We start from the raw sequence: 22,293 nt of genomic DNA, 5'->3' as shown, positions 1-22,293 counted from the left end.
AGGAAATCAGGCTTTAAACGATTAGTTTTTAGTTTTTATCTTTTATCTTTTAGTTTTTCTATGTATCTTTCGGCGATATTTAAGTTTAACCAATTATATAAATTTTGGACACAGATTATATTCCCCTTGCCGGGCAGATTTTTACAGGTGCATTCACCCTCATCGATTTAATTTTCGTCATTATCTTATTGCTTTTATTATTATGCTCGGCATTAATTTCCGGTTCGGAGGTTGCCTATTTCTCACTTTCTCCTTCGCAATTAAAATACTTGGAAGACAACGGGTACGAGAAGGCCCGCAACCTGCAACAGAAACCCAACCGACTACTCGCCACGATTTTAATATCCAACAATTTCGTGAACGTGGCCATTGTCGTGTTGTCCACCTATCTGGTAAATTCATTATTTGATTTCTCGGCTTATCCCACGTTAGGTTTCATTATCCAAGTGATCGTGGTAACGTTCGTGATCTTACTGGCCGGAGAAATCATTCCTAAATTATACGCCAACCGCTCCCAGTTGAACATGGTGATTTTCATGGCAGGTCCACTGACCTTCCTGTCTCACCTGTTCCGTCCGCTATCCGCCCTGTTGATCGGTTCCACCTCTATTATCAGCAAGCGCATGGATAAAAAGGATAATTTATCCATCGACCAATTATCCAAAGCCTTGGAATTAACCAAGGACACGGCAATCAACGAGGAAAAAGACATTTTGGAAGGCATTGTCCGTTTTGGTAATATTGACGCGGTTGACATCATCCGTCCCCGCATCAACGTGATCGCCATTGACGGGAGTTCAAGCTACCAACAAGTGAAAGAGATCATCACGGAACACGGTTACTCACGTATGCCCGTGTACGAGGAAAACCTGGATAACATCACGGGAATCCTCTACGTGAAGGATTTATTACAACATCTGGATGAGAAAGAGGACTTTCGCTGGCAAACCTTAATTCGTCCTGCCTATTTTGTCCCGGAAACCAAAAAGATCAACGACCTGCTGGAAGAGTTCCAAACGAAAAAGGTACACTTGGCGATTGTTGTTGATGAATACGGGGGAACCTCCGGAATCGTCACGATGGAAGATATTATCGAAGAGATCGTGGGCGACATCAACGATGAATACGACGAACAGGAAATTGTTTACACGCGGGACAAGAATGGGGCATATATTTTCGAGGCCTCCACGCTGTTGAACGATTTCTACAAAATCACGGACATAGAGGAGGATTCATTCCAAGAAGTGGAGGGAGATGCAGACACCTTGGCCGGACTGATCCTTGAAATCAAGGGGGAACTTCCTCACAAGGACGAGGTGATTACATACAAAGAACATCAATTCAAAGTACTCGAAGTTGACAACAGGCGAATCAAGAAAATTCAATACAAAAAGACCGGGCAAGTCCCTCTCTCGTCTATAACTGCCCCGCCGATAAGCTAGGACAAGTACTCTACAAATATACACCCCTTACATAGCATGAACACCGGTTCGTGTTCATGCCATGTATATGCTATGTTCATGCTATGTTCATGAGCTAGACTATCGGCGGGGGAAGGGATACCCAAAGGCGGACAAAGGGGCGTTCATCGAACACTTTTAATTCCCACTAAAACATAGCCTTCCCATGTGCCGTGTAAGGAACATTTATTCCCAATATCTTACACAAGGTAGGTAATAAATCCGACATCGTGTAGTTCCCTTTCAAATCGGCCTTCACTCCCGCACCGTATAAATACAGGGGAACAATCGGACGCTTGGTATGCCGGAAATAAGTATCCTCCAACTCTTTCAGTTCCGAAACCCAAGTCGGATGGATACAGAAAAAGACATCCCCACTACGTTTGTGAGAAAACGAATTCTGAACCAACCGATTTACCCCTTCCGGGAAGGAAGTGTGCGTTAATGAATAGGCTGTCATGACTTTGGCTACCCCCTCGAACTCGATCATAAAATCAGCCACCTTATCCTGCATTTCTTTCAGATTTATCTTCTTCTGCTCGATCAGATCCCGGTTCAAATAAATTTGTCCCTGATCATAATCGGAAATCCAGTCACCCGGCCCGTAAACCAAACCCAAGTAAGACTTCAACAAGGCCACAGATTTAAATATACTAAAATAATCAGAATTCACTTTAATCTTCCGCAAATCCTCCGGCATCAACTCCCGCATCTCGGAAAAGGTCACGAACAGCGTGTAGTTTCCTTTCCCGACCCGGGCATCCAACTTACTTACCAATGCCGCAATATCCATATCCAAACGGATCAACATATCCTTCTCCTCGCTCGAATCTATCGTGAAATCCCGGGACATATAGTCTAAACAGGAAAAGTTCAAGGCTAGCAAATCCGGATCATTATCCACTCCCAACCTTTCCTCGTCAATCAATTTTTCGGCCAACACCCGTACCAATGTATTCGCGTAAGGTGTAGCTTTCAAAACCCGGTAAGTATTATATTCCTTCTTTGCCCGGGCTATATCATAATAGAAATGATTCGTCAGGCGAATACGGGCAGCCGACTTATCCTCGTCAGACAACATCATCCATCCTTTATTCACAAAATGATCGCTCTCGACCCATGTATTATACATTCTCAACCATTCGGGTAATTCCGAACGATAATAAGAAGAGGACACCCATTTACCCGTTTTCTCGCTGAACCAGATGGCCATATCGGCACTACTTCCCCCACTTAGAACAGCTTCGTCACCATTCATGGCAATACTGAACACTCGGGACATGGGATTATTCCATTTCATGGCGCTCCCCAAGCTCATCGTCTGTAAATAATCGGGAGACAAACTTTTTATACTATCTGCCTGTTGATCACCGATTTCCGTATAACGATCGGATTGAGTAGAATACTGACGTTTCCGGCGTAAACGATCGTACCACGCCCTCGACACGATCCCATGTTCCGTGGGTAACATACCCGTGTAAATCGACGCGTGATCCACCCCGGTTTGCGTGTAAAAATAGTTATAATTCATATTCACCCTGGCTCCTTGTTTCATGATCCGCTTCAAACCATTATCCGACAATTCGTTAGCATACATATCCATCCATTCCGGATAAAAATGGCTGATCACCACTCCCACTATCAATTTCGGTTTTTCTTCCGCGAAAACACCAGATACCCAAGCCAATACACTCGCTAATAACAATAACTTTTTCACGATCGTTTCTATTTTATAAATTCGTATTTCTGATCCCAAGTTTCAAATCCTCAGTATAGACACAAAAATAATCAGAATATGATAATTTACAACTTATAATTCTTTCAATTCTTAATTGTTTCGTATCTTTACGGCAAGAATCTAAAATAACCATATCCATTATGACTGAGAAAAAGTGCCAGTTGACAGAAAAACTGAGGAACTATGTTTATCGCTACGGAACTGAATTATCGGACGATAAATTGAAGAAAATGGGAACTTCTCTTGAGGAGATTAACGAGAATTTCTCAGACATGGAAGACATCGCGAAGAGTATCTTCGAGCAAGAGCGTATTGCTTTTGAAAAGATATTCAAAGAATACGATTTCGACGGATGGAACGCGATTGACATTCTACTACTGGTTGGAAACGAAATCCACCAGCGCTTTTTTAACGTGTCACCTTCCGTCAGCTACAAATTAGCCGAGGCGTTCCCAGAACTATTCGAACAGCACAAGCTGGAACGTTCCAATTTTATCTACGAGAAGATTAAAATTAACATCGAAAAGGGGATGCAACAAGGTATGTATAAAAACGACGTATCAAGTGAAATGGTTGCCCGCATGTATATTGCCAAACTGAATGATATTCACAATCAAGAAATCTACCCTCCCGAAGTCTTTGATTTCGCTACAATTTTCAACAATTTGATTGACGGGGTAATCAAAACCATCACGAACGAGGATGGATGGCAATATTACAAACAGCGTAAACAACTGTATAGCGTATTAAGTTTTAACAGGTAAAAAAGAAAACAATGAGTGCAAAATATCAAATCGATGACATTGATCGCAAGATCTTGTCTCATCTTGTAAAAAATGCAAGAATTCCCTTTTTGGAAATAGCCCGGGAATGTGGCATATCCGGAGCCGCCATCCACCAACGCGTGAAAAAGATGGAAGACTCCGGTATTATCGAAGGTTCCCGTTTTATCGTGAAACCCGACGCACTTGGTTTTGGAGTATGTGCTTTTATCGGGGTTATCCTTGACCACGCTCACACCTACAAGACTGTCGTGAAAGAGATTGAAAGCATCCCGGAAGTTACAGAATGTCACTTTATCACGGGCGGTTTTACCTTTTTGATTAAATTAAGATGCAACGATCACCAGCACTTGATGGATATTCTGATCAACACGTTACAGAACATCCCCGGTATCGCTAAAACCGAAACATTCATCTCCTTGGATCAGCTTATCGAGAAACAGATAGCCCTATCCCCACAGGACAAATAGTCGTTTTAAGTTAAATCAAACCGTCATATTTTTCTTCTTCCTGGATAGTTTTGGGGCAATTACTTTCAATACTCCAGGAAGTACTTTTACCTTTACCGGAGACTCCAAAGTATACGGGTCCCCATCAATATGCGCTTTATTCAAGTCTCCTTCCAAAATCGCCTCCCTGCATTGGATTTCGCTAAAATAAGGAAGTCGAGCGATCTTGGAATTCATAAAGCAATAGAGGAAACGAGGTATTTGATAATATTTAGGCCTCTTCAAAATGCAAATATCAACCAGCCCGTCCCGTAACGAAGCTTTGGGGGCTATCGAGGCATTATTTCCATACTGGGAACTATTGGCAACACTCAAAACGAAACAATCTTCCTCCCACGTTTTCCCGTCTATATGAAACACGTAACGCTTACCGGGGTAACGAAACCACATATGTATGATTGAATAGATGTAAGAGAATATACCCCGGATCTTCATCCTACTAAAAAAGTGTGCCACCTCGGCATCAAAGCCGAAACCACTCACGTTCAACGAGTAATGGCCATTAATCTCCACGACATCAATATCCGTGGTCTCACTTTTCAAAATCTGTTTCAACGCTTTATTCATCATCTGGGAAAAACCTAAATGACGGGCAAAGCCGTTACCACTCCCTAAAGAGATCACGCCAAAAGCGATGCCCGTATTTATCAAGGCAGTACCGATTTCATTTACCGTACCATCCCCTCCTGCCGCAATGATATGCGTGTAATTCTGATGCTTGGCCTGCTCCACGATCTCTTTCGCATGCCCGGCATATTCCGTGAAACGTATATTGTACTCGATGTGTTTGTACGCCGCAATATGCCTTATCCGGTAAGGAATCTCCCAGCCCAAACCGAACCCCGATATAGGATTCACGATAAACAATATTCGATAATGAACCATTTCAATTTTAGATTTATTGATTTTAGATTTTAGATTTCCACGCACAAACCTGACACTTTTTTGTCGCAAATCATAAATCTATTCATTGTCAATTTTCAATTGCTAATTGTCTTTCCGTCCGATTCCGTAATACATATAACCGAATTCTTTCATCTGTTCCGGACTATATATATTTCTTCCGTCAAATATAATTTTATGCTTCAATGCTTTTTCGATAAAAGTAAATTTGGGAATCTTGAATTCGGCCCATTCCGTCACCACGATCAAGGCATCGGCATCGGTCAGCGCATCGTACATATTATCCGCGTATTCGATACGATCACCAATCCGTCTCTTACACTCTTCCATAGCCACCGGATCAAATCCCCGTACCACAGCTCCGGCCTCCACCAATTTATCAATTAACACCAATGAAGGAGCTTCTCGCAAATCATCCGTACCCGGTTTAAACGACAATCCCCACATGGCAAAACGTTTTCCCGTCAAATTCGGCCCGAAGTGTGAAGTGATCTTTCGGAACAATACGCTCTTCTGGTTCTCGTTCACCCGCTCGACGGCTTTCAACAATTCCAAGCTATGTCCATGATCATCTCCCGTACGAATCAACGCTTTCACGTCCTTCGGGAAACAGGAACCGCCATAACCGCACCCGGCATTCAAGAATTTCTTCCCGATACGGGAATCACTACCGATACCTTTCTTCACGGCTTCCACGTCAGCCCCGACAATCTCGCACAAATTAGCAATGTCATTCATAAACGAAATACGGGTAGCCAGCATCGAGTTTGCCGCGTATTTAGTCATTTCCGCCGACAATATATCCATGAAATAGATTGGCGTGTTATTCAATATGAAAGCATGGTATAAACGTTCCATGACCCGACGGGCACGATCGCTCTCCACCCCGATCACCACGCGATCCGGAGAGATAAAATCGTTCACTGCATCCCCTTCCTTCAAGAATTCCGGATTAGAAGCCACGTCAAATGCCACCTCGACACCTCGTTTTTCCAAAGCTGCTTGAATTACTCCTTTCACCTTGTAATTCGTTCCCACGGGCACCGTTGATTTCGTTACCACGACAATATAATCATTGATGATCTCCCCGATTTCACGAGCCACGTCCAGCACGTAGTGCAGGTCCGCACTCCCATCCTCATCAGGTGGGGTTCCCACGGCAATAAAAACAGCATCTGCATCCTTCAATGCCTCTTTCAACGACGTAGTGAAAAAGAGGCGTCCATCTTCCCGGTTCCGGGTAACCAACTCTGCCAACCCCGGTTCATAAATAGGCATTCCCCCATTGTTCAACAACTCGATCTTGGCATTGTTAACATCGACACACGTTACAGTTACTCCCGTTTCGGCTAAACACGTTCCGGATACAAGTCCGACATAACCGGTTCCAACAACAGCTATTCTCATATTATCTTATTTTACCTCCCTAATTAGGGTCTGATTTTTCAGTCTCGCAAAAATATAAATTTAAAACGAACAATAAGTTCCCATACCGTTTTTTTATTTAATTTTGTCTTAATGATAAATCAAACATTACCAGCATGAAAAAAAGAATTCTTCTTTTTCCTTTACTGTTTTTGATGATCACGATCTTTTCGTGTAAAGATAAAACCAAGGAACAAAGCAAGCTAGAGTATAGCAAATACATTTCCGGCTTTACCCAGGGAATGATAAAATCCTCCGACCCGATCTATGTTCGGTTGGAAAATAACGTTCTACAGACAGGGGACAGTCTTCCCACACAGGTCGAAAAACTATTAAAGATCTCCCCGAAAGCCGAGGGGACCGTATCTCTACGGGATGGTAACATTATCGAGTTTACCCCCACCAAGCCTCTAAAAAACGGGCAAACATACGACATCAGTCTCTACCTGGACAAACTCTGCAAAGTCCCTTCCGACTTGTCAACCTTCCGTTTCAGCGTGAAAGTCCTCCCTCTCGTATTCGCGTTCCAAGAAGGCAGCTTGCACATCGACCCCACGGATAACAACAGATTTTCCTACCGGGCCTCCATCACGAATTCTGATGCCGTGGCCCCCGCCGAAATAGAACTACTCGTGAAAGCGACGATCAATGGTTTGTCCCACAAACTAGAATGGGAACACACGCCCTACATCCACTACTTCAGGGTTCCGGACATTAGTCGGACAAACGAAACACAATCACTGGAGTTAAGTTTCAATAAAAAGGTGAAAAACGGGAACGATTTGATCGTGGAGATCCCCGGTTCAAAAATATTTTCCGTACTGGAAGTCAAAGCGAGTGATGAAAACTCCCAGACCATAGACATCACCCTCTCGGACAACGTGGATGCCTCTCAGGATTTACAGGGATTAATCACCGTGGACGGGGTAAATCGCCTAAACTTCAACGTGCAGGGTAACATCATCCGAGTATATTCCAACGAACGGGATAAGATGCAAGGTGTCGTTCAAGTAAATATCTATAAAGGTATCAAAAACTCATTCGGTGAAAAATTGAAATCGGATGCCACCTACAACGTCAGTTTCGCCTCCGCCAAACCTGCTGTTGCCTTTATCGGCGAGGGAACATTTACGCCGGCCGAGGGAAACGTGCTGATCCCCTTCTCCGCGGTAGCGTTGAAAGCCGTGCAATTGCGGGTCGTGAAGGTATTCAACCAAAACATGAACTTCTACTTGCAAGACGGTAATTATAATTACAGTAGCGATTACCAACTACGCCGGGTGGGACGTATCATTCTGGATAAGAAAATCCCACTTGAGAAAGAAGGACACCCAATAAATGCGAACAAATGGCAGGACTACACGATAAACCTGGCAGACCATATACAACTGGAAAAAGGAGTTATCTACCGGGTTCAACTGAAATTCCAAAAGTCCTACACGACCCTAGCCTGCGCTAACGAGGGGGATGGAATCACGGAAAACGATTGGGATTCCCAGTCTGATTATGACTATTATGATGACGACGATTATTACTATAATTACCCGTCCGACTACTCGTGGGAAGAACGGGACGATCCCTGTTCCAACTCTTATTACTACGTGTCCGATCGTTTCCCCAGAAGAAACTTGATTGTCACCTCACTCGGCCTTACCGCCAAAACCGGAAGTGACGGTAAATACGTGGTAGCCGTGAACGACCTGCTCACGGCCGCTCCCGTGGAAAGTTGCAAAATACTCTTCTTCAATTACCAGAACCAGAAGATTGATTCTGCCGTAACCAACAATTTGGGAATCGCAACCGCACGAGTACAAGGGAAACCGTTCATCGTGCTTGCCGTCAAGGGAAACGACAAAGCCTATTTAAAAGTAAGCGATGCAAATTCTCTATCATACAGCAACTTTGACATCAGTGGCGAAGTCGTACAACAGGGAATAAAAGGTTTCATTTATGGAGAACGGGGCGTGTGGCGTCCGGGAAATGAAATACACCTCTCTTTCATGCTGGAAGACAAAGAGAAGGTGATTCCCGTGGGACACCCCATCATTGCCGAACTCTACGACCCGAATGGTAACGTGGTTCAAACGAAACGGGAAGGACGTAACGAACACGGTCTCTATTGTTTCACTTTCAAAACAGACGAGCAAGCCGTCACGGGTTACTGGCGGGCAGTTGTACGTATCGGGGGAATCTCCTTCTGGAAAACCGTCCGGATCGAAAGTATCAAACCGAATCGCCTCAGTATCGTGACCAACCTGCCGAATGACATTCTGGGAAATGGTATCCCGGATAATTCCATTCCCGTGCAAACCCGTTGGTTGCATGGAGCCAAAACCAGCTCGCTAAAGGTCAACACCGAATTAAAGTTATCCCAGAGTAACACCACGTTCCCGGGATACAAAGAATATAGTTTTGATGATCGATCTCGTTATTTTAACGCGACCACAACGACCTTCTTTGAAGGAACTACTGATGCGGAGGGTAATTTTACCCTATCGGCTGATGAAATCAGCACGGAGAACGCACCGGGAATGCTGAATGCACTCCTCACGCTGCGGGTATTCGAACCCGGTGGGGACTTCAGCATCACGACAGCCGGATTCAAATATTCACCTTATGAAGAATATGTCGGCGTGAAACTTCCCGATTCCGAGGACAACTGGTACTCCGCCGGAAAACCGATCCCCATCGCGGGAGCCGTGCTTACGGCCGACGGGAAGCCGGTATCTGACAGGGAAATCGAAGTTGAAGTCTATACCTTGGAATGGCGCTGGTGGTGGGATTCCGAAAGGGACAATATCGGATCATACGTGAACCGCTCCTACCGTAAACCGGTCTTCAATAAAACCGTGAAAAGCCAAAATGGCAAATTCAATATTGACGTTACCTGCAACCAGTGGGGACGCTATTACGTGATCGCGAGAGATAAATCCTCCGGCCACTCCTGTGGAACAACCTTCTACGTAAGTTCTTGGCGGAATGACATGAACATCCCGGGTATGGCCACCCTACTCACCTTAACCAGCGATAAGAAAGCATACCGTGCCGGGGAGAAAATAAAAATCACCTTCCCTTCTTCCGAGGGTAGCGTGGCACTCGTGAGCGTTGAAAACGGGAAAACCGTGAAAGACATATTCCGTGTACCCACATCTGCCGGTTCCACCTCTTTCGAGATCGAGGCGACCAGTGAAATGTGTCCCAATATCTACGTCAACGTCTCCCTCATTCAACCTCACAAGAATCGGAACAATGACAAGCCGATTCGTCTGTATGGCGTACTGAACATCAATATTGACGATCCTAACTTACGCTTGACCCCAAAGATCGATATGGCACAGGAACTTCGCCCGTCACAGGATTTCACGGTTTCCGTGAGCGAAAAGGACGGAAAACCAATGACTTATTCCATTGCCATTGTCGATGAAGGATTGTTATCCCTGACCTCGTTCAAGACCCCGAACCCCTTCCCGGCATTCTATGCCAGAGAGGCTCTCGGAGTAAAGACGTGGGACTTCTACGATGATGTCATCGGAGCCTTCGGGGGACGTTTGGAGAAAGCATTTGCCGTGGGAGGTGACGAATCCCTGGAACCGGAAGAAAACCGGAAAAGCGATCGTTTTACTCCCGTGGTAATCTTCAAAGGCCCGTTTACCATCAAGAGCGGGGAAAAGAAAACGCACACCTTCCGGATGCCGGAATACATCGGGGAAGTACGCACAATGGTCGTTGCCGAGGACAACGGACGCTATGGTTCTGCCTCGCAAAGCACGAAAGTCAACAAACCGTTGATGCTCAACGTCACGATGCCTCGTTTGTTCACCCCGGGAGACGTGATCGAAATTCCGGTAACCCTGTTCGCCATGAAAGAGAACATCAAAAATGTTACCGTGAACATCAAAACCGACGATAAGATCGAAATCATTGAACCCGCGAGCAAAGAAGCTCACTTCTCCGGCACGGGAGAACAGATCATATTCTTCAAGGTAAAAATCAAGGAAAACATCGGTAAATCCACGTTGACCTTCACGGCACAAAGCGGCTCGGAGAAAGCCCATTTCAGCTGTGATGTTGACATTCGCGTACCGAATCCCAAGGTAACCCGGGTAGATGCGCGGGAAGTGGCAAGCGGTGAATCCATCACATTCAACAACACGATGGAAGGTTTGGAACCCGCCTCATTCCTCGAAATCACCTCTATCCCGGCGCTTAATTTGGAACAACGTCTCGGCTACTTGATTCGTTACCCGCACGGATGCGGAGAGCAAATCACCTCTGCAGTGTTCCCGCAGCTCATGCTTGACCGGATCATGGATCTCAGCGAGGCTCAGAAAGTAACCGCAGAATTGCATGTAAAAGACGTCATTTCCCGCTTACGCAACTACCAAGTAAGTAATGGTGGATTCAGCTACTGGTCGAACTCCAGCTACGTTTCCGACTGGGTTTCCACGTACATCACGGACTTCCTGATTCAAGCCGAGAAAGTCGGTTATCGAATCCCGACTTCCATGAAAAACTCCGCTCTTGACTACCTGGCAAAACAAGCAAATGCTTGGCGACGGGGGGATTACTACTCGGAAATCGAACAATCCTACCGCCTCTACGTGCTTGCACTTGCCGGTAAACCCAATATGGCAGCCATGAACCGGATGAAGGAAGATACCTACAAAAACCCGATCGCCCGCTGGCAACTGGCAGGAGCCTACGCCTTGGGCAAACACGAAAAGATTGCCAAAGCGTTGATCGCCAATCTTCCGGCAGAAGCTGAACTATATCGTCAGCTTGGCAGATGTTACGGCTCTGACCTTCGTGACAACGCGATCATCATGCAAAGTATGATCAACATGGACATGAAAGACGAGGCATACAAGCTCATGCAGAAAATGGCCCGCAAATTCGCCTCTAACGAATGGTTAAGTACCCAAGAAAGTGCTTTTGGCCTGTGTGCCATCGGCAACTACGTGGAACGCTACTTCAAGGACGGTAACGGTATTGATGTCCAGATCGGGAAAGATAACTACAAGACGGCAAAAACCGTGTTGCAAAAAGAGTTGGCCGTGAAGAACAACAAATCGGAAGTGACCGTGAAAAACAATTCTTCGGGAACGCTCCACGTGCGTACCATCAACAGCTCCACGCCATTGGGAGTGATCACGCAGAGCGAAATGTCCGGGTTGAAAATGACGGTCAACTACTACCGCAACGGCACTCGGAACAACGAACCCAATTATAAACAAGGAGAAGACATCGTGGCCGAAATCACGATCCAGAACACCGGAAACATCGGTTTATACGAGGAATTGGCATTAACTTTCATGTTCCCCTCCGGTTTCGAGTTCCTCAATGAACGTCTCTCGACAGGAGTGAACCCGTTCCAAGGAACCGACAACGTGGACATCCGAGATGACCGGGCATACCTCTATTTCTCGTTGAAACAAGGCCAATCGAAAACTTTCAAACTTCGCTTTAATGCAGCGTACTCCGGAACTTACCTACTTCCGGCCATCACCTGCTCGGCGATGTACGATAACTCGATTACCGCCACCCTACCGGGAAACACGATTTCAATTAGCAGAGAATAAAATAAATCGGCCGGAAAGATTTCCGGCCGATTTCAAACACACAAAACTAATAATTCTTACAACTTCCAGATACGACGTTCATCCGAACTGTCAATATCATAAAAACAAGGTGTTGCCAAATCTCCCAAAAGATATTTAGCAAAATGAGACCACATCTTATACTGGAAATACCCATCTGAAAACCTCATCATAAGCGTTTCTTCCTCGCAAAAGAAACACAAGTTTCACCTCTTTACCATGATTGATACAAGCATCAAATAGCCGCCTTATAAAAGTTCGGAAGCATACAGATAACCGCTGTCGACATATTTCCATACCTAAATGTGTAATATTCAAGCTCTCGATAAGGCTCTCCTCCACGATGATTGAAAACAACCACGATAATCCCTACTTGAGCCAGAGATTCGTTTGCACTTATCCCCGGAAAGTAACCAGTTAGCACGTATACGTTATACGAATCATATTATCAGGGCGGAAACTTTTCTGCTAATTTATAATTAGCATGTTGCCCCATGCATAATGAGGCAACACGACTAAAAAACAAGCATATTAAAATTCTAATTTTCATTCACTTATTCAAAAACTAATTTAATAATCTCTCCAATTGTTTTCGTAGGGTTTCCCCACGTATTTTGGTTGCAACAATACGATTATCTTTATCAACCAACACCATATGCGGTATTCCGAAAATTCCATACGTGGAAACGATAGGAGCATCCAACTTCATTCCTCGAAGATCAACCCCATTCACCCACGATAAATTTTCATCTTCAAGTGCCTTTAGCCAAGCCTCTTTTTGCTCATCCAAGGAGATCCCGACAATTTCCAGTCCCTTATCATGAAATTCCGCATACAACTCTTTCAACTCGGGAATCATAGCACGACAAGGTCCACACCAAGATGCCCAGAAATCAATTATTTTCGCTTTTGCCTTTACAGAATAGAACGTAAACGATCTTCCGTCCGGAGCTTGTACCGTAAAATCAGGAGCCAGTTGACCGACAGCCAAGCCTTCTAATTTTTTTATTCTTTCTTGAATAATTTTCCCGGTAACACTATTTTGCTTATCCGGACTAAATTTGCTAAAAGCTTGATTCAACTCATCTAAAGAAAATCGCCGAAGTAGCATAAACACATTATTTAACGCCACATAGCTATCCGGATTTTTTTCCAGTAAATCCTGCTGTTGAATGTCTACTTCCCGTTGCAAGGAATCGATAAAACGTTGTAATTCAACGAAACGAGGATTATTCCGTTCTTGCGAAACGGCAATATACTCATCTCGGATTTCGTCTATAGCCTTGGAACAGGCAAGTCTGATTCCCTCATATTCATTCGCCAGTCGTTGCTCTTCTCCCCCACCTTCTATTTTAGACCCCTGAATCCGTTCCAAATCCAAAGTGATTTTGTATTCCTCATTTTCAAGATAGACAGGCAACATTCCCAATCCGTACCCTTCCAACCCCAAAGTTGCTATCACAACCCCATCACAACTTCCTTTGATTTCAAACTTACCGTCTTTGACCTTTCCCGTGGCTAAAGTATCCGAGGTATAAGAACCAGCAGATACTAGGTATACTTCCCGGTCGGAAATACCTTCTACTGTTCCTTTTATCGTATACCCCGGAGTTCCGTTACAAGCATACAATAAACACCCGAATAAAAACAAAAATAATCTATTCATAATAAAATCATTTTATTTTACACTTAACACGTCATCAATCTTGTACAGTAAGAATTCGTAATGCTTGCGAGTTTCCCCCGAACTTCGAGGAATAGCTTGCTTAATCAAATCTTTAGTTTTTAACAACATACTAAAATAAATATGCTGTACGGGTTCTCTTGTTGCACCTAAATCCGTGATAATTGGAAAATAGATATTATGCTCGTCCATATTTTCAGCCTCTCTATTTATCGTACAATCCACCCTATTCAAAACTTCCGGAGATATATGGTAATATAAGGACCCATCCGCTAATTGTCGTTGTCCAGCACCTCCACCCGCTGCATTCCGGCGAGGGTCAGGTAATAGTCCCGTAGAAGCAGACATCAGTCCGACCATAATATTCTGCCGACTCCGTTCTACCATGCTCAAAACACGTCCTTCCCGAGTCGGAGCCCACACCCGACGATTCAACTCCTCTACAAATTCCTCTGCGGTATAAGTATCTTTACTCTTCTCTCCCATAAAATACATATATTCTATCTTGGCAAACATCTGCGAGAAAATACCCCATACCAACATATTGGTCGGATCATTCGAAATTTCAGCATTACCCTCCAATCCCTTCACTTTCAAAGAAGAAACTTCTTCCATTAAAGTAAAAAAATAGTCGATATACCTCTTTTCCTCTTTCCGAGACTCAAAATCAAAAGTCACACCCTCCTTTTCATCGTAATTCACATACATCCCTCCGAAATGAGAAGCCAAAAAGCGGAATTTAAAATCTAAGGAATTAATCAGCAAGCTCGCATAAGTACTACGCTTTGTGTAATCTTTATCATTTTCAGCATACCACTCGCATAAATGCTCACAAGCATATTTCAAATTCTTCAAGTAGTAATTCATCATTTTGATATGATCATCCCCTAATAAAGCCGGAGCTGCCGACGGATCAAATATCAGACGATTCCCATACCCGAAAGCACAATTCCGATTCCCTTTTTCTTTAGCAATCCATTCATTTAAGACAGGTTCTTCCTCCGCTGGACTTGCCACCCCATAAATTGGACGATAAAGCCAATTAATAGCATAACAGTCGTATTCTCCCGGTCCGGTAGGAATCAATCGTACACCTTTTAGCACATCTTCCTCTTGTGCTACAATATTGTACATCTGGAAACTCATCATGACAGACGGGGCAATCCCATATTTCTGAGTGAAAGAAGGAGAACGTAAAGAATCAACCGCAAAAGCCCCTTCACACTTGGCATTCTCGATCACCCCCAAACAAGAACCGGCAACTTGAGTCATGTACGATTTAATCAACTCGTATTGTGTTTTCTCTGGCAATCTTCCATTCGTCCGCGCTCCCGGATCAGAAGCCATTACCGCAGTCTTGTACATTCTTTCCAAATTGCCAAGTACTCCCCCGTGCAGCATGACAGAGGCATTCAAAATCTCACCGCTACGCATATCAATATGCGAAGAATTTTGAGCGAACTCCAGCCACATCGGAGAATACCGGATCACGGAATTATTAATATTGATGGCACTAAACTCAGGATCATTCTTTGGGAATTCAATTACCCGAACCACGTTTTTAAAACCTGCTGTTTCAAATGCTTTATTCCAAGCCTCAAACCCATCTTTAATCGCCTTTTTCCAATCTGATGGTATTAAGGTATCCATATAAAATACAATTGGTTTCTTAGGTTCAACCAACTCTCCCGCCCGGAAAGCGGCTTCATCACTTGGTTCCAAACGCCAGCGAGTAGTGTAACGGATTTCCTTAAAACCTTCCTTTAGATCTCCCAACACCCTCTTCTTCAAATTAACAGTCCCGACACGGGTATCTGCAAACCGGGGACGCATCACGTCTTCCGGTAAAAGCAACAGAATTCGATCTGCTGTCACCGTCACGGCAACATCCTTTCTATAAGTCTGCGTTCCCATAAACGTGTGATTCACGGAATAAGAATATTCACCTGTCACAACCACGTTATTATCAAAAGCGTTAACACCCAATAAACGAGTCATATTCGAACGGAACTGATGTTGACGTTGGGTAAAACCCCCCATAGAGTTTCCACCAAAAGCCGCAAAAGGACTTGTGTAATCCGAATGGTCAACAAGAATCTTGGTTATATCAACCACCATTGCGGAACTATCCGGCGTGTAAGCCATAATTTTCATGGATTGCCAGATACCGGGATTCGTGTTCTGCTCCAAAGATCTCGTCACATTCTCTTCTGTCCCGATATTTGAAGGTTCATCGCCGGGAATAATACGAGCCATTAAATTAGATTCAAGGCGAGTGAAACGCAAATAAATAAAATTATTAAATTGTCCCACAACACCTTCTCCTGCATCACTGATCTCCCGGATTGCCGAGGTCAACATCATATCCTTTCCCAACAAACTCACCGGAAATTCAGCATACACCAAATCTCGTCCCCGATCATTCACCATATGTATTGTCATCAAGCCCTTCGCCGTCTGCACTTGCTTTCCCTTAAACAATCGGTCATAATCTGACTCTTTCTTAGGAGTTGATTGTTTCGTTTCCGTTTGAGGAACATTTTTCTTTTTCTTATTTTTACGTTGGGCAATACAATCATCCTGCCAAACAAGCAACAGAACGACCGACACCAATAACATATATACAATTCTCTTCATCATCATTCCATTTATTGTTTGAACGTCTTATTCAACTTAAACATCATCAACTGATAAAAATCCTGCGTGTCCTTGGAACCCGTCTTAGCTTGTCTTTCTATCAAAGTCTGAACTTTTCTCAGTAAACTATAACAATCATGATTTATAGCTGCACCCTCACCTCGTAACGTCGGTTCTCCATATCCCATATATTCCTCTCCGCGAACCGCATTTTGTAAAGAAACATATTCTCTATTGGAAAATGCCCCGGCCATATTTTCCGGGATATCACCATAATCTTTCCGACTATTGGCTTTCACGAAGTCTGGAACCTCAATTCTATTAACAAAAGACCGGGTAGAAGCACTTGCATCTGCTCCTAAAATCCCCTTACGATTCAACGTTGCCCCTTGTATCAAAGCATCCATAAAGTTCATCTGTAATTTCTTCTGAACAGCTGTCAACGTTCTACCCTGTACTGTGGGTTTCATAATATAATCATACAAATCGGTCAAATAAGCCTCCCGGGTATAAGCATCTTTTCCTGCCTTTGCCTCGCAAATAGCAATCATGTCAAGAGAAGACATCAAACCGGAAAAGATAATATTCTCTAACTGACCGGAAACATTACCTGCCATCGGATACCCCCTTTGTAACTTCACAGAATTTAACCAGGACAAATCCTTCACTTCATCCAACATAAAACGAACGGCCCTCTTTTGTCTCTCTTTAGGCACCGTGGTATAAGCCGGAAGAGCATCCCCATCATAACGTTCATTCAAATAAATACCACCGATATTTATCATGACATGATTTAAATAACGCACGTACTGGTAAACCATCTCGTTATAAATCCGTTGACGGAAATTGTAATCAGGATCATTTCCTTTCACCCAGTTATCCAGATTTTTCATGATATACTTCAAGTTCTTAATTCCATATGCTCCCGCTTTCATGGCATCATCCCCCAAATCCTCTTCAACCGAACTCGGATCAAGACGAAGTCGGAACTGTTGCTTTCCATACCGATAAATCGGATCTGCCCCATTCTCTGAAATCCATTGACTCAAAATAGGTTCTTCATCCTTGTAAGTCTTAGCATCCAAGATAGGAGTATACAACCATTTAATCGCATAGTAATCATATGCACCTAAATCAGGAGGAGTCAGTTTCACACCTCTCTCTTTATCCCCGGGTTGTGCCACATAGTTGTAACGAGCATAATCCATGATAGAATAAGTAGTCCCATATTTCTGCGTAAAAGAAGGCGAACGCAAAGAATCCACCGGAATAGCTGCAGAAGCCGACATATTGTGCATCAATGATAATGTATGCCCCACCTCATGAGCAATCACGTAACTCATACAATCTCCCAGAATATCGTCCGGCATATCCACGCAACGCACATCCGCATCGGCAGGAGCAGTTTGAATAAAACGCCAGCTCTGTAACATCTCCACTACATTATGATAGATATAAACGGTAGCTTTAATAATCTCTCCAGTTCGAGGATCCGTCATAGGCATTCCCATCGCATTGGCAACCGGAATCGGGCAATAACGTACGCAACTGTATTTAAAATCATCCGGATCAAAATTTGGATCGTCTTTGGGAAAATCCTTCGCAATAATCGCATTTTTAAAACCAATCTTCTCGAATGCCTTTTGCCAGATCTCAACGCCTTCTCTTACATAAGGTTTCCAGTTTTCCGGAAATTTATCATCAATATAAAAAACGATCGGTTTTTTCGGCTCCACTAATTCCCCTCGTCTATACGCATCTTCATCTTTGGGCTCCAAACGCCAACGCTGCACATACATCTCTGGTTCTGTCCCTTTTTCTCGATCAAAGCGCACCATCGGGTGTGTAAATATACCGATTCGGGGATCGGCCAAACGAGGACGCATTCCTTCTTCCGGCAATAAAATAACACTTCGGGTCATTAAAGCCGTAAAAGGTCTTTTAGCAATTCCCTGACGGGGATCACGAGGGTTTCGGCTACCAGCCATATAAGACAATTGAGTCTTGATAATCACATTATCTTCAAAAGCCTTCACCCCGGTAATCATCGATTTTTCCCGGTTAAATTGTTTATCTATCTGGGCCATACCTCCCCCGGCAGCAGGAGCATAAAGAGAAAATGGATCCAGTTGCTCTTTATCACTCAAAAATAAATTTGTCATATCAATGACTACCGCAGAGCTATCCGCATTATAAGCCTCGATTTTGTAACGCTCAACAACAGGAGGCTTCATACTAATAGCCAAACGATCTGCAATATTGGCATCATTCGTTAGATAACGACAATTATCCATACTTACCATATTCACAGTGGAATCCACCATGGTAAAAGCCACATGCATTGGAGGTTTCGAAGCCTCTCCGACATTAGCAAAACGATTATCCGATATTTCACTCACGGTAGAAGCAATCAAAAAATCCCTGTTCATCAATGCTACGGGCAGCTCCAAATAAAGCTTCCCTTCCATCCGGTGTAAAGTCATTAACCCTTTTGCCGTTTCCACTTTTTTGCCGGCAAACAAACGCTCATATGCACTCTTTTTAGGGGTTTGAGATTGACTCATCTCCACCTCTCCTTTTTTTGCCTTTTTCTTTTTTACCCTGTTCAAACCATAGGAATCTCCCATGCCTAAAACCAACAAGGAAGAAACTAAAACTACAAACAAACTGTTTCGTTTCATAATAAATTAATTAGTGATTTATCTCTATACAAATACGATTTTCGATTGAACACACAATACCCCATGTTACAATAAAATTGTAACAAAAAATATCTTAAAGACGAGAAGAAGAGGAATCAGAATCAGAAATATCTGGTTCCTCTTCTTCTAAATATTACTCGTTTAAAATTTCAGCGTACTTTTGTAGATTTATGTTATACGTGGTTTTCATATACTCCACGACTAAATCATACTTATCATTGATCTTCTGAAAACCAGCCCGATCTAAAGGATCTTCAGCATCAACAGGAAACTCTTCACGAACTTTTTCTTCTGGCCACAACATAGCCATTCGAATTACATTCAAAAAATCCCAAATCACTCGCTCTTCAACAGTTTCAGCCACAGGTCCCGGATTATCATCACGCTCAACACCATACTTATTTACTTGGAGAATCCATGGCATCCAAGTTGGAGCTCCACGAGTCAAACTCTTCTCCCTATCGACAACTTCAAATGTTTCAGTAATCTGAGGAGCAAAACCTCTTCTCAAGTAAGCATTTTCCGGATCTTTTTCATAAAGACAAATACCAGTATTTTCATCATACCACACTTCTGGAATCCCAGGATTTTCTTCTAAAAATTGTTCCTTCGAACAATAACGAGTTCCTATACGAGTTTCATAATCCGTCATTTCTAGAAAACCGGGTGCAACTTTATATACTCCGGTTGTAAATCTGGATTTCATACCCGGATAACTGAACGAACAAGCCACCCCATGAATCATTTTGGGTGTTAACCCCGCTGCCAACTCCTCACTTGTAAAACTCAAACTCCAGTAATCCATACCATCCTTTTTCAATTGAATATGATTTTTCATATATGACGACGATTTCGGATTTCCATCATTGAAATCATTCACCAAATATAGATAAATAGGCAATTGTTCTCGATCTGCCTCATTATCTTTATCCATTCCAGACAATAACCAATCCTTAACCAATTGTAAATAAACTTGAATATCATCCGAACTCGGAGTTGTACATACATAAATAGGAGCCGTTTCAACAGGAGTCGTCCATCTACGGTTTAAGTGCGTACTATCCACATCTTTGTAAATAATATACATTCCCCAATCTTTCGCAATCTGCTCAATTTCCTTATCCCATGGATCATTTCCTTGTGGAAAATCAAAATCTAGAAGATCTACTCGCTCCACTTTCCCAACATTATCATTATCGGCACATGACATAAAGCCTAGTAAAGCCAATACCCATATCCAATACATATTCTTCAACATAGATTTGTTCATTTAAAAGTCAACATTAATTTTTCAATTCATTCTGAATCAAAGCAGAATTCAATTCAAATGCTTCATTGGGAATCAATAACGTATATCTCGGGTCATCCTTCTCCAATACGTATTCTATTGCATCACTACCATAATTCCACACTCGTTTCATTCCTTCCATCCCATAACGACGCAAATCAAACCAGCGATGATTCTCGAAACATAACTCCCGACGCCGTTCTGTACGAACAAAAGAAACTAAACCATCCGGATCTGTCACCGTCACCTTATAATCAGGAGAACTACTAGCAAAACGTTTCTCTCTTAACCGTTCCAACAGATTGATAGCTTTTGTTTGGTTTTGTGCATCCCCACTCTCTTTATACAACATGGCAGCAGCTTCAGCCACGTTCAGGTAAGCTTCCGTCACTTTGAAGGCAACACCCCAGCTACCGGCCTCCCAACCATAAGACATTCCATAATAAGTCCCGACCTCATATTTACTCACAGGAACCCGATATTGGGGAGTTTCAGAACCACTGCTAATTCTCTCCCAAATCAAATAACGGCTTTTCCTCAAATCATTCTCTTCATAAGAATTGATCAAATCATTCGAAACAACACACACGGATATCGATTTATAGTTTGGATTCCCATACTTATCATATATTGTCATATTAATCGAAGAAAGAGGTAAAGTCACCACATCAGCCTCATTACCGAATAAAAATATCACTTCCGGATTCTCCCAAGTATAATAAGGAATATAAGAAGGACTTCCATATGGAGATGGTGCTTCCACCGTATTCAAATCCTTAAGTTCAAAACTATAATCATTGATTACTTTTTCCCCATAGGCCAAAGCTTCCTGCCAGTTTTCCATGTAAAGGTATACACGCGAAAGTAACAATTGAATACAAGGCAGATTAATCCGATTATTTTTCAAACTCCACTCAGAATCAGGCAACAACGTGTATAAACGTTCTGCTTCCCGTAAATCCGCTAAAATTTGGTCATAAACTTCTCCTACCGTATTTCTTGCTTTACTACTAGTTGATAATTCTGAAGACAATTGTAAGGGAACCCCCAATTCATTTCTTCCCACGTAATAGGGTTTTGCATAAAGATTAACCAAATGGAAATAATAATACCCGCGAAGAGCTAAAGCCTGTGCTTTCACTAAATTCTTTGCATCTTCAGTTCCCTCCGAATCATCCACGTAATCCAAAACAGCATTACAACCCACAATTTTCTTGTAAACTTCTCCATACGTATTATAACTATCGTACTCTTCTTTCAATCTTTGAGACCAAGAAAAAAACAACTCGACTTCATGCAGTTTAGTCTCGTAATATGGATCATACTCTTCCACGTTCCCTCGGGTTGCAACATCATCATCCAAAAGTCCCAACACTCCATACAGACGTCCGTCTTCACCACTTCCAGGTCCCATATAAGCCTCTCCCAGTAATAACTCATCCAATGACTTTACCAAGGTTGGTACATACTCACTCTGCGATTTCGGTTCCAGAAAATCTGAACAAGCTGCCAGAAAAAACATGGGAACCAAACATCCATATTTCAATATTTTATTCATAAATCATGTA

At 43.1% G+C, this 22,293-nt stretch carries 13 protein-coding genes; 4 read left to right on the top strand and 9 right to left on the bottom strand.

Going from position 1 to position 22,293, the window contains the following annotated elements; all coding sequences use genetic code 11:
• Positions 1-104: 104 nt before the first annotated feature.
• Positions 105-1,442 (top strand): gliding motility-associated protein GldE, encoded by a 1,338-nt coding sequence (gene gldE / locus I2I33_RS13700; RefSeq protein WP_087421231.1) that lies wholly within the window; start codon positions 105-107, stop codon positions 1,440-1,442.
• 166 nt (positions 1,443-1,608) lie between these two features.
• On the opposite strand, the gene I2I33_RS13695 is transcribed toward gldE, so the two are convergent.
• Positions 1,609-3,177: an alkaline phosphatase family protein gene (locus I2I33_RS13695; protein WP_239428282.1), complete on the bottom strand. Its 1,569-nt coding sequence runs from the start codon at positions 3,175-3,177 to the stop codon at positions 1,609-1,611.
• A 161-nt stretch (positions 3,178-3,338) separates the two neighbouring features.
• On the opposite strand from I2I33_RS13695, the gene I2I33_RS13690 reads away from it, so the two are divergent.
• Both I2I33_RS13690 and I2I33_RS13685 read left to right on the top strand, forming a co-directional pair.
• Positions 3,339-3,962 (top strand): hypothetical protein, encoded by a 624-nt coding sequence (locus I2I33_RS13690; protein WP_027202309.1) that lies wholly within the window; start codon positions 3,339-3,341, stop codon positions 3,960-3,962.
• Positions 3,963-3,973: 11 nt separating this feature from the next.
• Positions 3,974-4,450, top strand: coding sequence for an Lrp/AsnC family transcriptional regulator (locus I2I33_RS13685; RefSeq protein ID WP_087421230.1), 477 nt, complete (start codon positions 3,974-3,976; stop codon positions 4,448-4,450).
• Positions 4,451-4,465: 15 nt separating this feature from the next.
• Here I2I33_RS13685 and I2I33_RS13680 read toward each other — a convergent pair whose 3' ends face one another.
• Complete coding sequence (locus I2I33_RS13680; RefSeq protein WP_087421229.1) at positions 4,466-5,374, bottom strand: diacylglycerol/lipid kinase family protein; 909 nt, start codon at positions 5,372-5,374, stop codon at positions 4,466-4,468.
• A gap of 102 nt (positions 5,375-5,476) precedes the next feature.
• On the bottom strand, positions 5,477-6,799 hold the full coding sequence (locus tag I2I33_RS13675) for a UDP-glucose dehydrogenase family protein (RefSeq protein WP_087421228.1): 1,323 nt from the start codon (positions 6,797-6,799) through the stop codon (positions 5,477-5,479).
• A gap of 134 nt (positions 6,800-6,933) precedes the next feature.
• Here I2I33_RS13675 and I2I33_RS13670 point away from each other — a divergent pair, with 134 nt between their 5' ends.
• Positions 6,934-12,396, top strand: coding sequence for an alpha-2-macroglobulin family protein (locus I2I33_RS13670; RefSeq protein ID WP_229128302.1), 5,463 nt, complete (start codon positions 6,934-6,936; stop codon positions 12,394-12,396).
• Between the two features lie 56 nt (positions 12,397-12,452).
• Here the strand turns inward: I2I33_RS13670 and I2I33_RS20425 are convergent, their stop codons facing one another.
• The 6 genes from I2I33_RS20425 to I2I33_RS13645 all read right to left on the bottom strand — a co-directional run bounded on the left by I2I33_RS20425 (position 12,453) and on the right by I2I33_RS13645 (position 22,283).
• A complete protein-coding gene (locus I2I33_RS20425; protein WP_255378865.1) occupies positions 12,453-12,587 on the bottom strand; it encodes a hypothetical protein in 135 nt (44 codons plus the stop codon).
• A 392-nt stretch (positions 12,588-12,979) separates the two neighbouring features.
• Complete coding sequence (locus I2I33_RS13665) at positions 12,980-14,080, bottom strand: TlpA disulfide reductase family protein (protein ID WP_087421227.1); 1,101 nt, start codon at positions 14,078-14,080, stop codon at positions 12,980-12,982.
• A 12-nt stretch (positions 14,081-14,092) separates the two neighbouring features.
• The gene (locus I2I33_RS13660; RefSeq protein ID WP_162613787.1) at positions 14,093-16,735 is read right to left on the bottom strand and encodes a zinc-dependent metalloprotease; all 2,643 of its coding nucleotides are present in this window, start codon (positions 16,733-16,735) and stop codon (positions 14,093-14,095) included.
• Positions 16,736-16,746: 11 nt separating this feature from the next.
• Positions 16,747-19,416 (bottom strand): zinc-dependent metalloprotease, encoded by a 2,670-nt coding sequence (locus tag I2I33_RS13655; protein WP_087421225.1) that lies wholly within the window; start codon positions 19,414-19,416, stop codon positions 16,747-16,749.
• Positions 19,417-19,570: 154 nt separating this feature from the next.
• Positions 19,571-20,695: a hypothetical protein gene (locus I2I33_RS13650; protein WP_087421325.1), complete on the bottom strand. Its 1,125-nt coding sequence runs from the start codon at positions 20,693-20,695 to the stop codon at positions 19,571-19,573.
• A gap of 25 nt (positions 20,696-20,720) precedes the next feature.
• Positions 20,721-22,283: a RagB/SusD family nutrient uptake outer membrane protein gene (locus I2I33_RS13645; protein ID WP_087421224.1), complete on the bottom strand. Its 1,563-nt coding sequence runs from the start codon at positions 22,281-22,283 to the stop codon at positions 20,721-20,723.
• Positions 22,284-22,293 lie beyond the last annotated feature (10 nt).

Source organism: Butyricimonas sp. BSD2780061689_150309_C8, assembly GCF_015560935.1.
Lineage (GTDB): Bacteria > Bacteroidota > Bacteroidia > Bacteroidales > Marinifilaceae > Butyricimonas > Butyricimonas paravirosa.
Note: the sequence above shows the minus strand (reverse complement) of the source record. Positions and strands in the feature narration are given on the sequence as shown.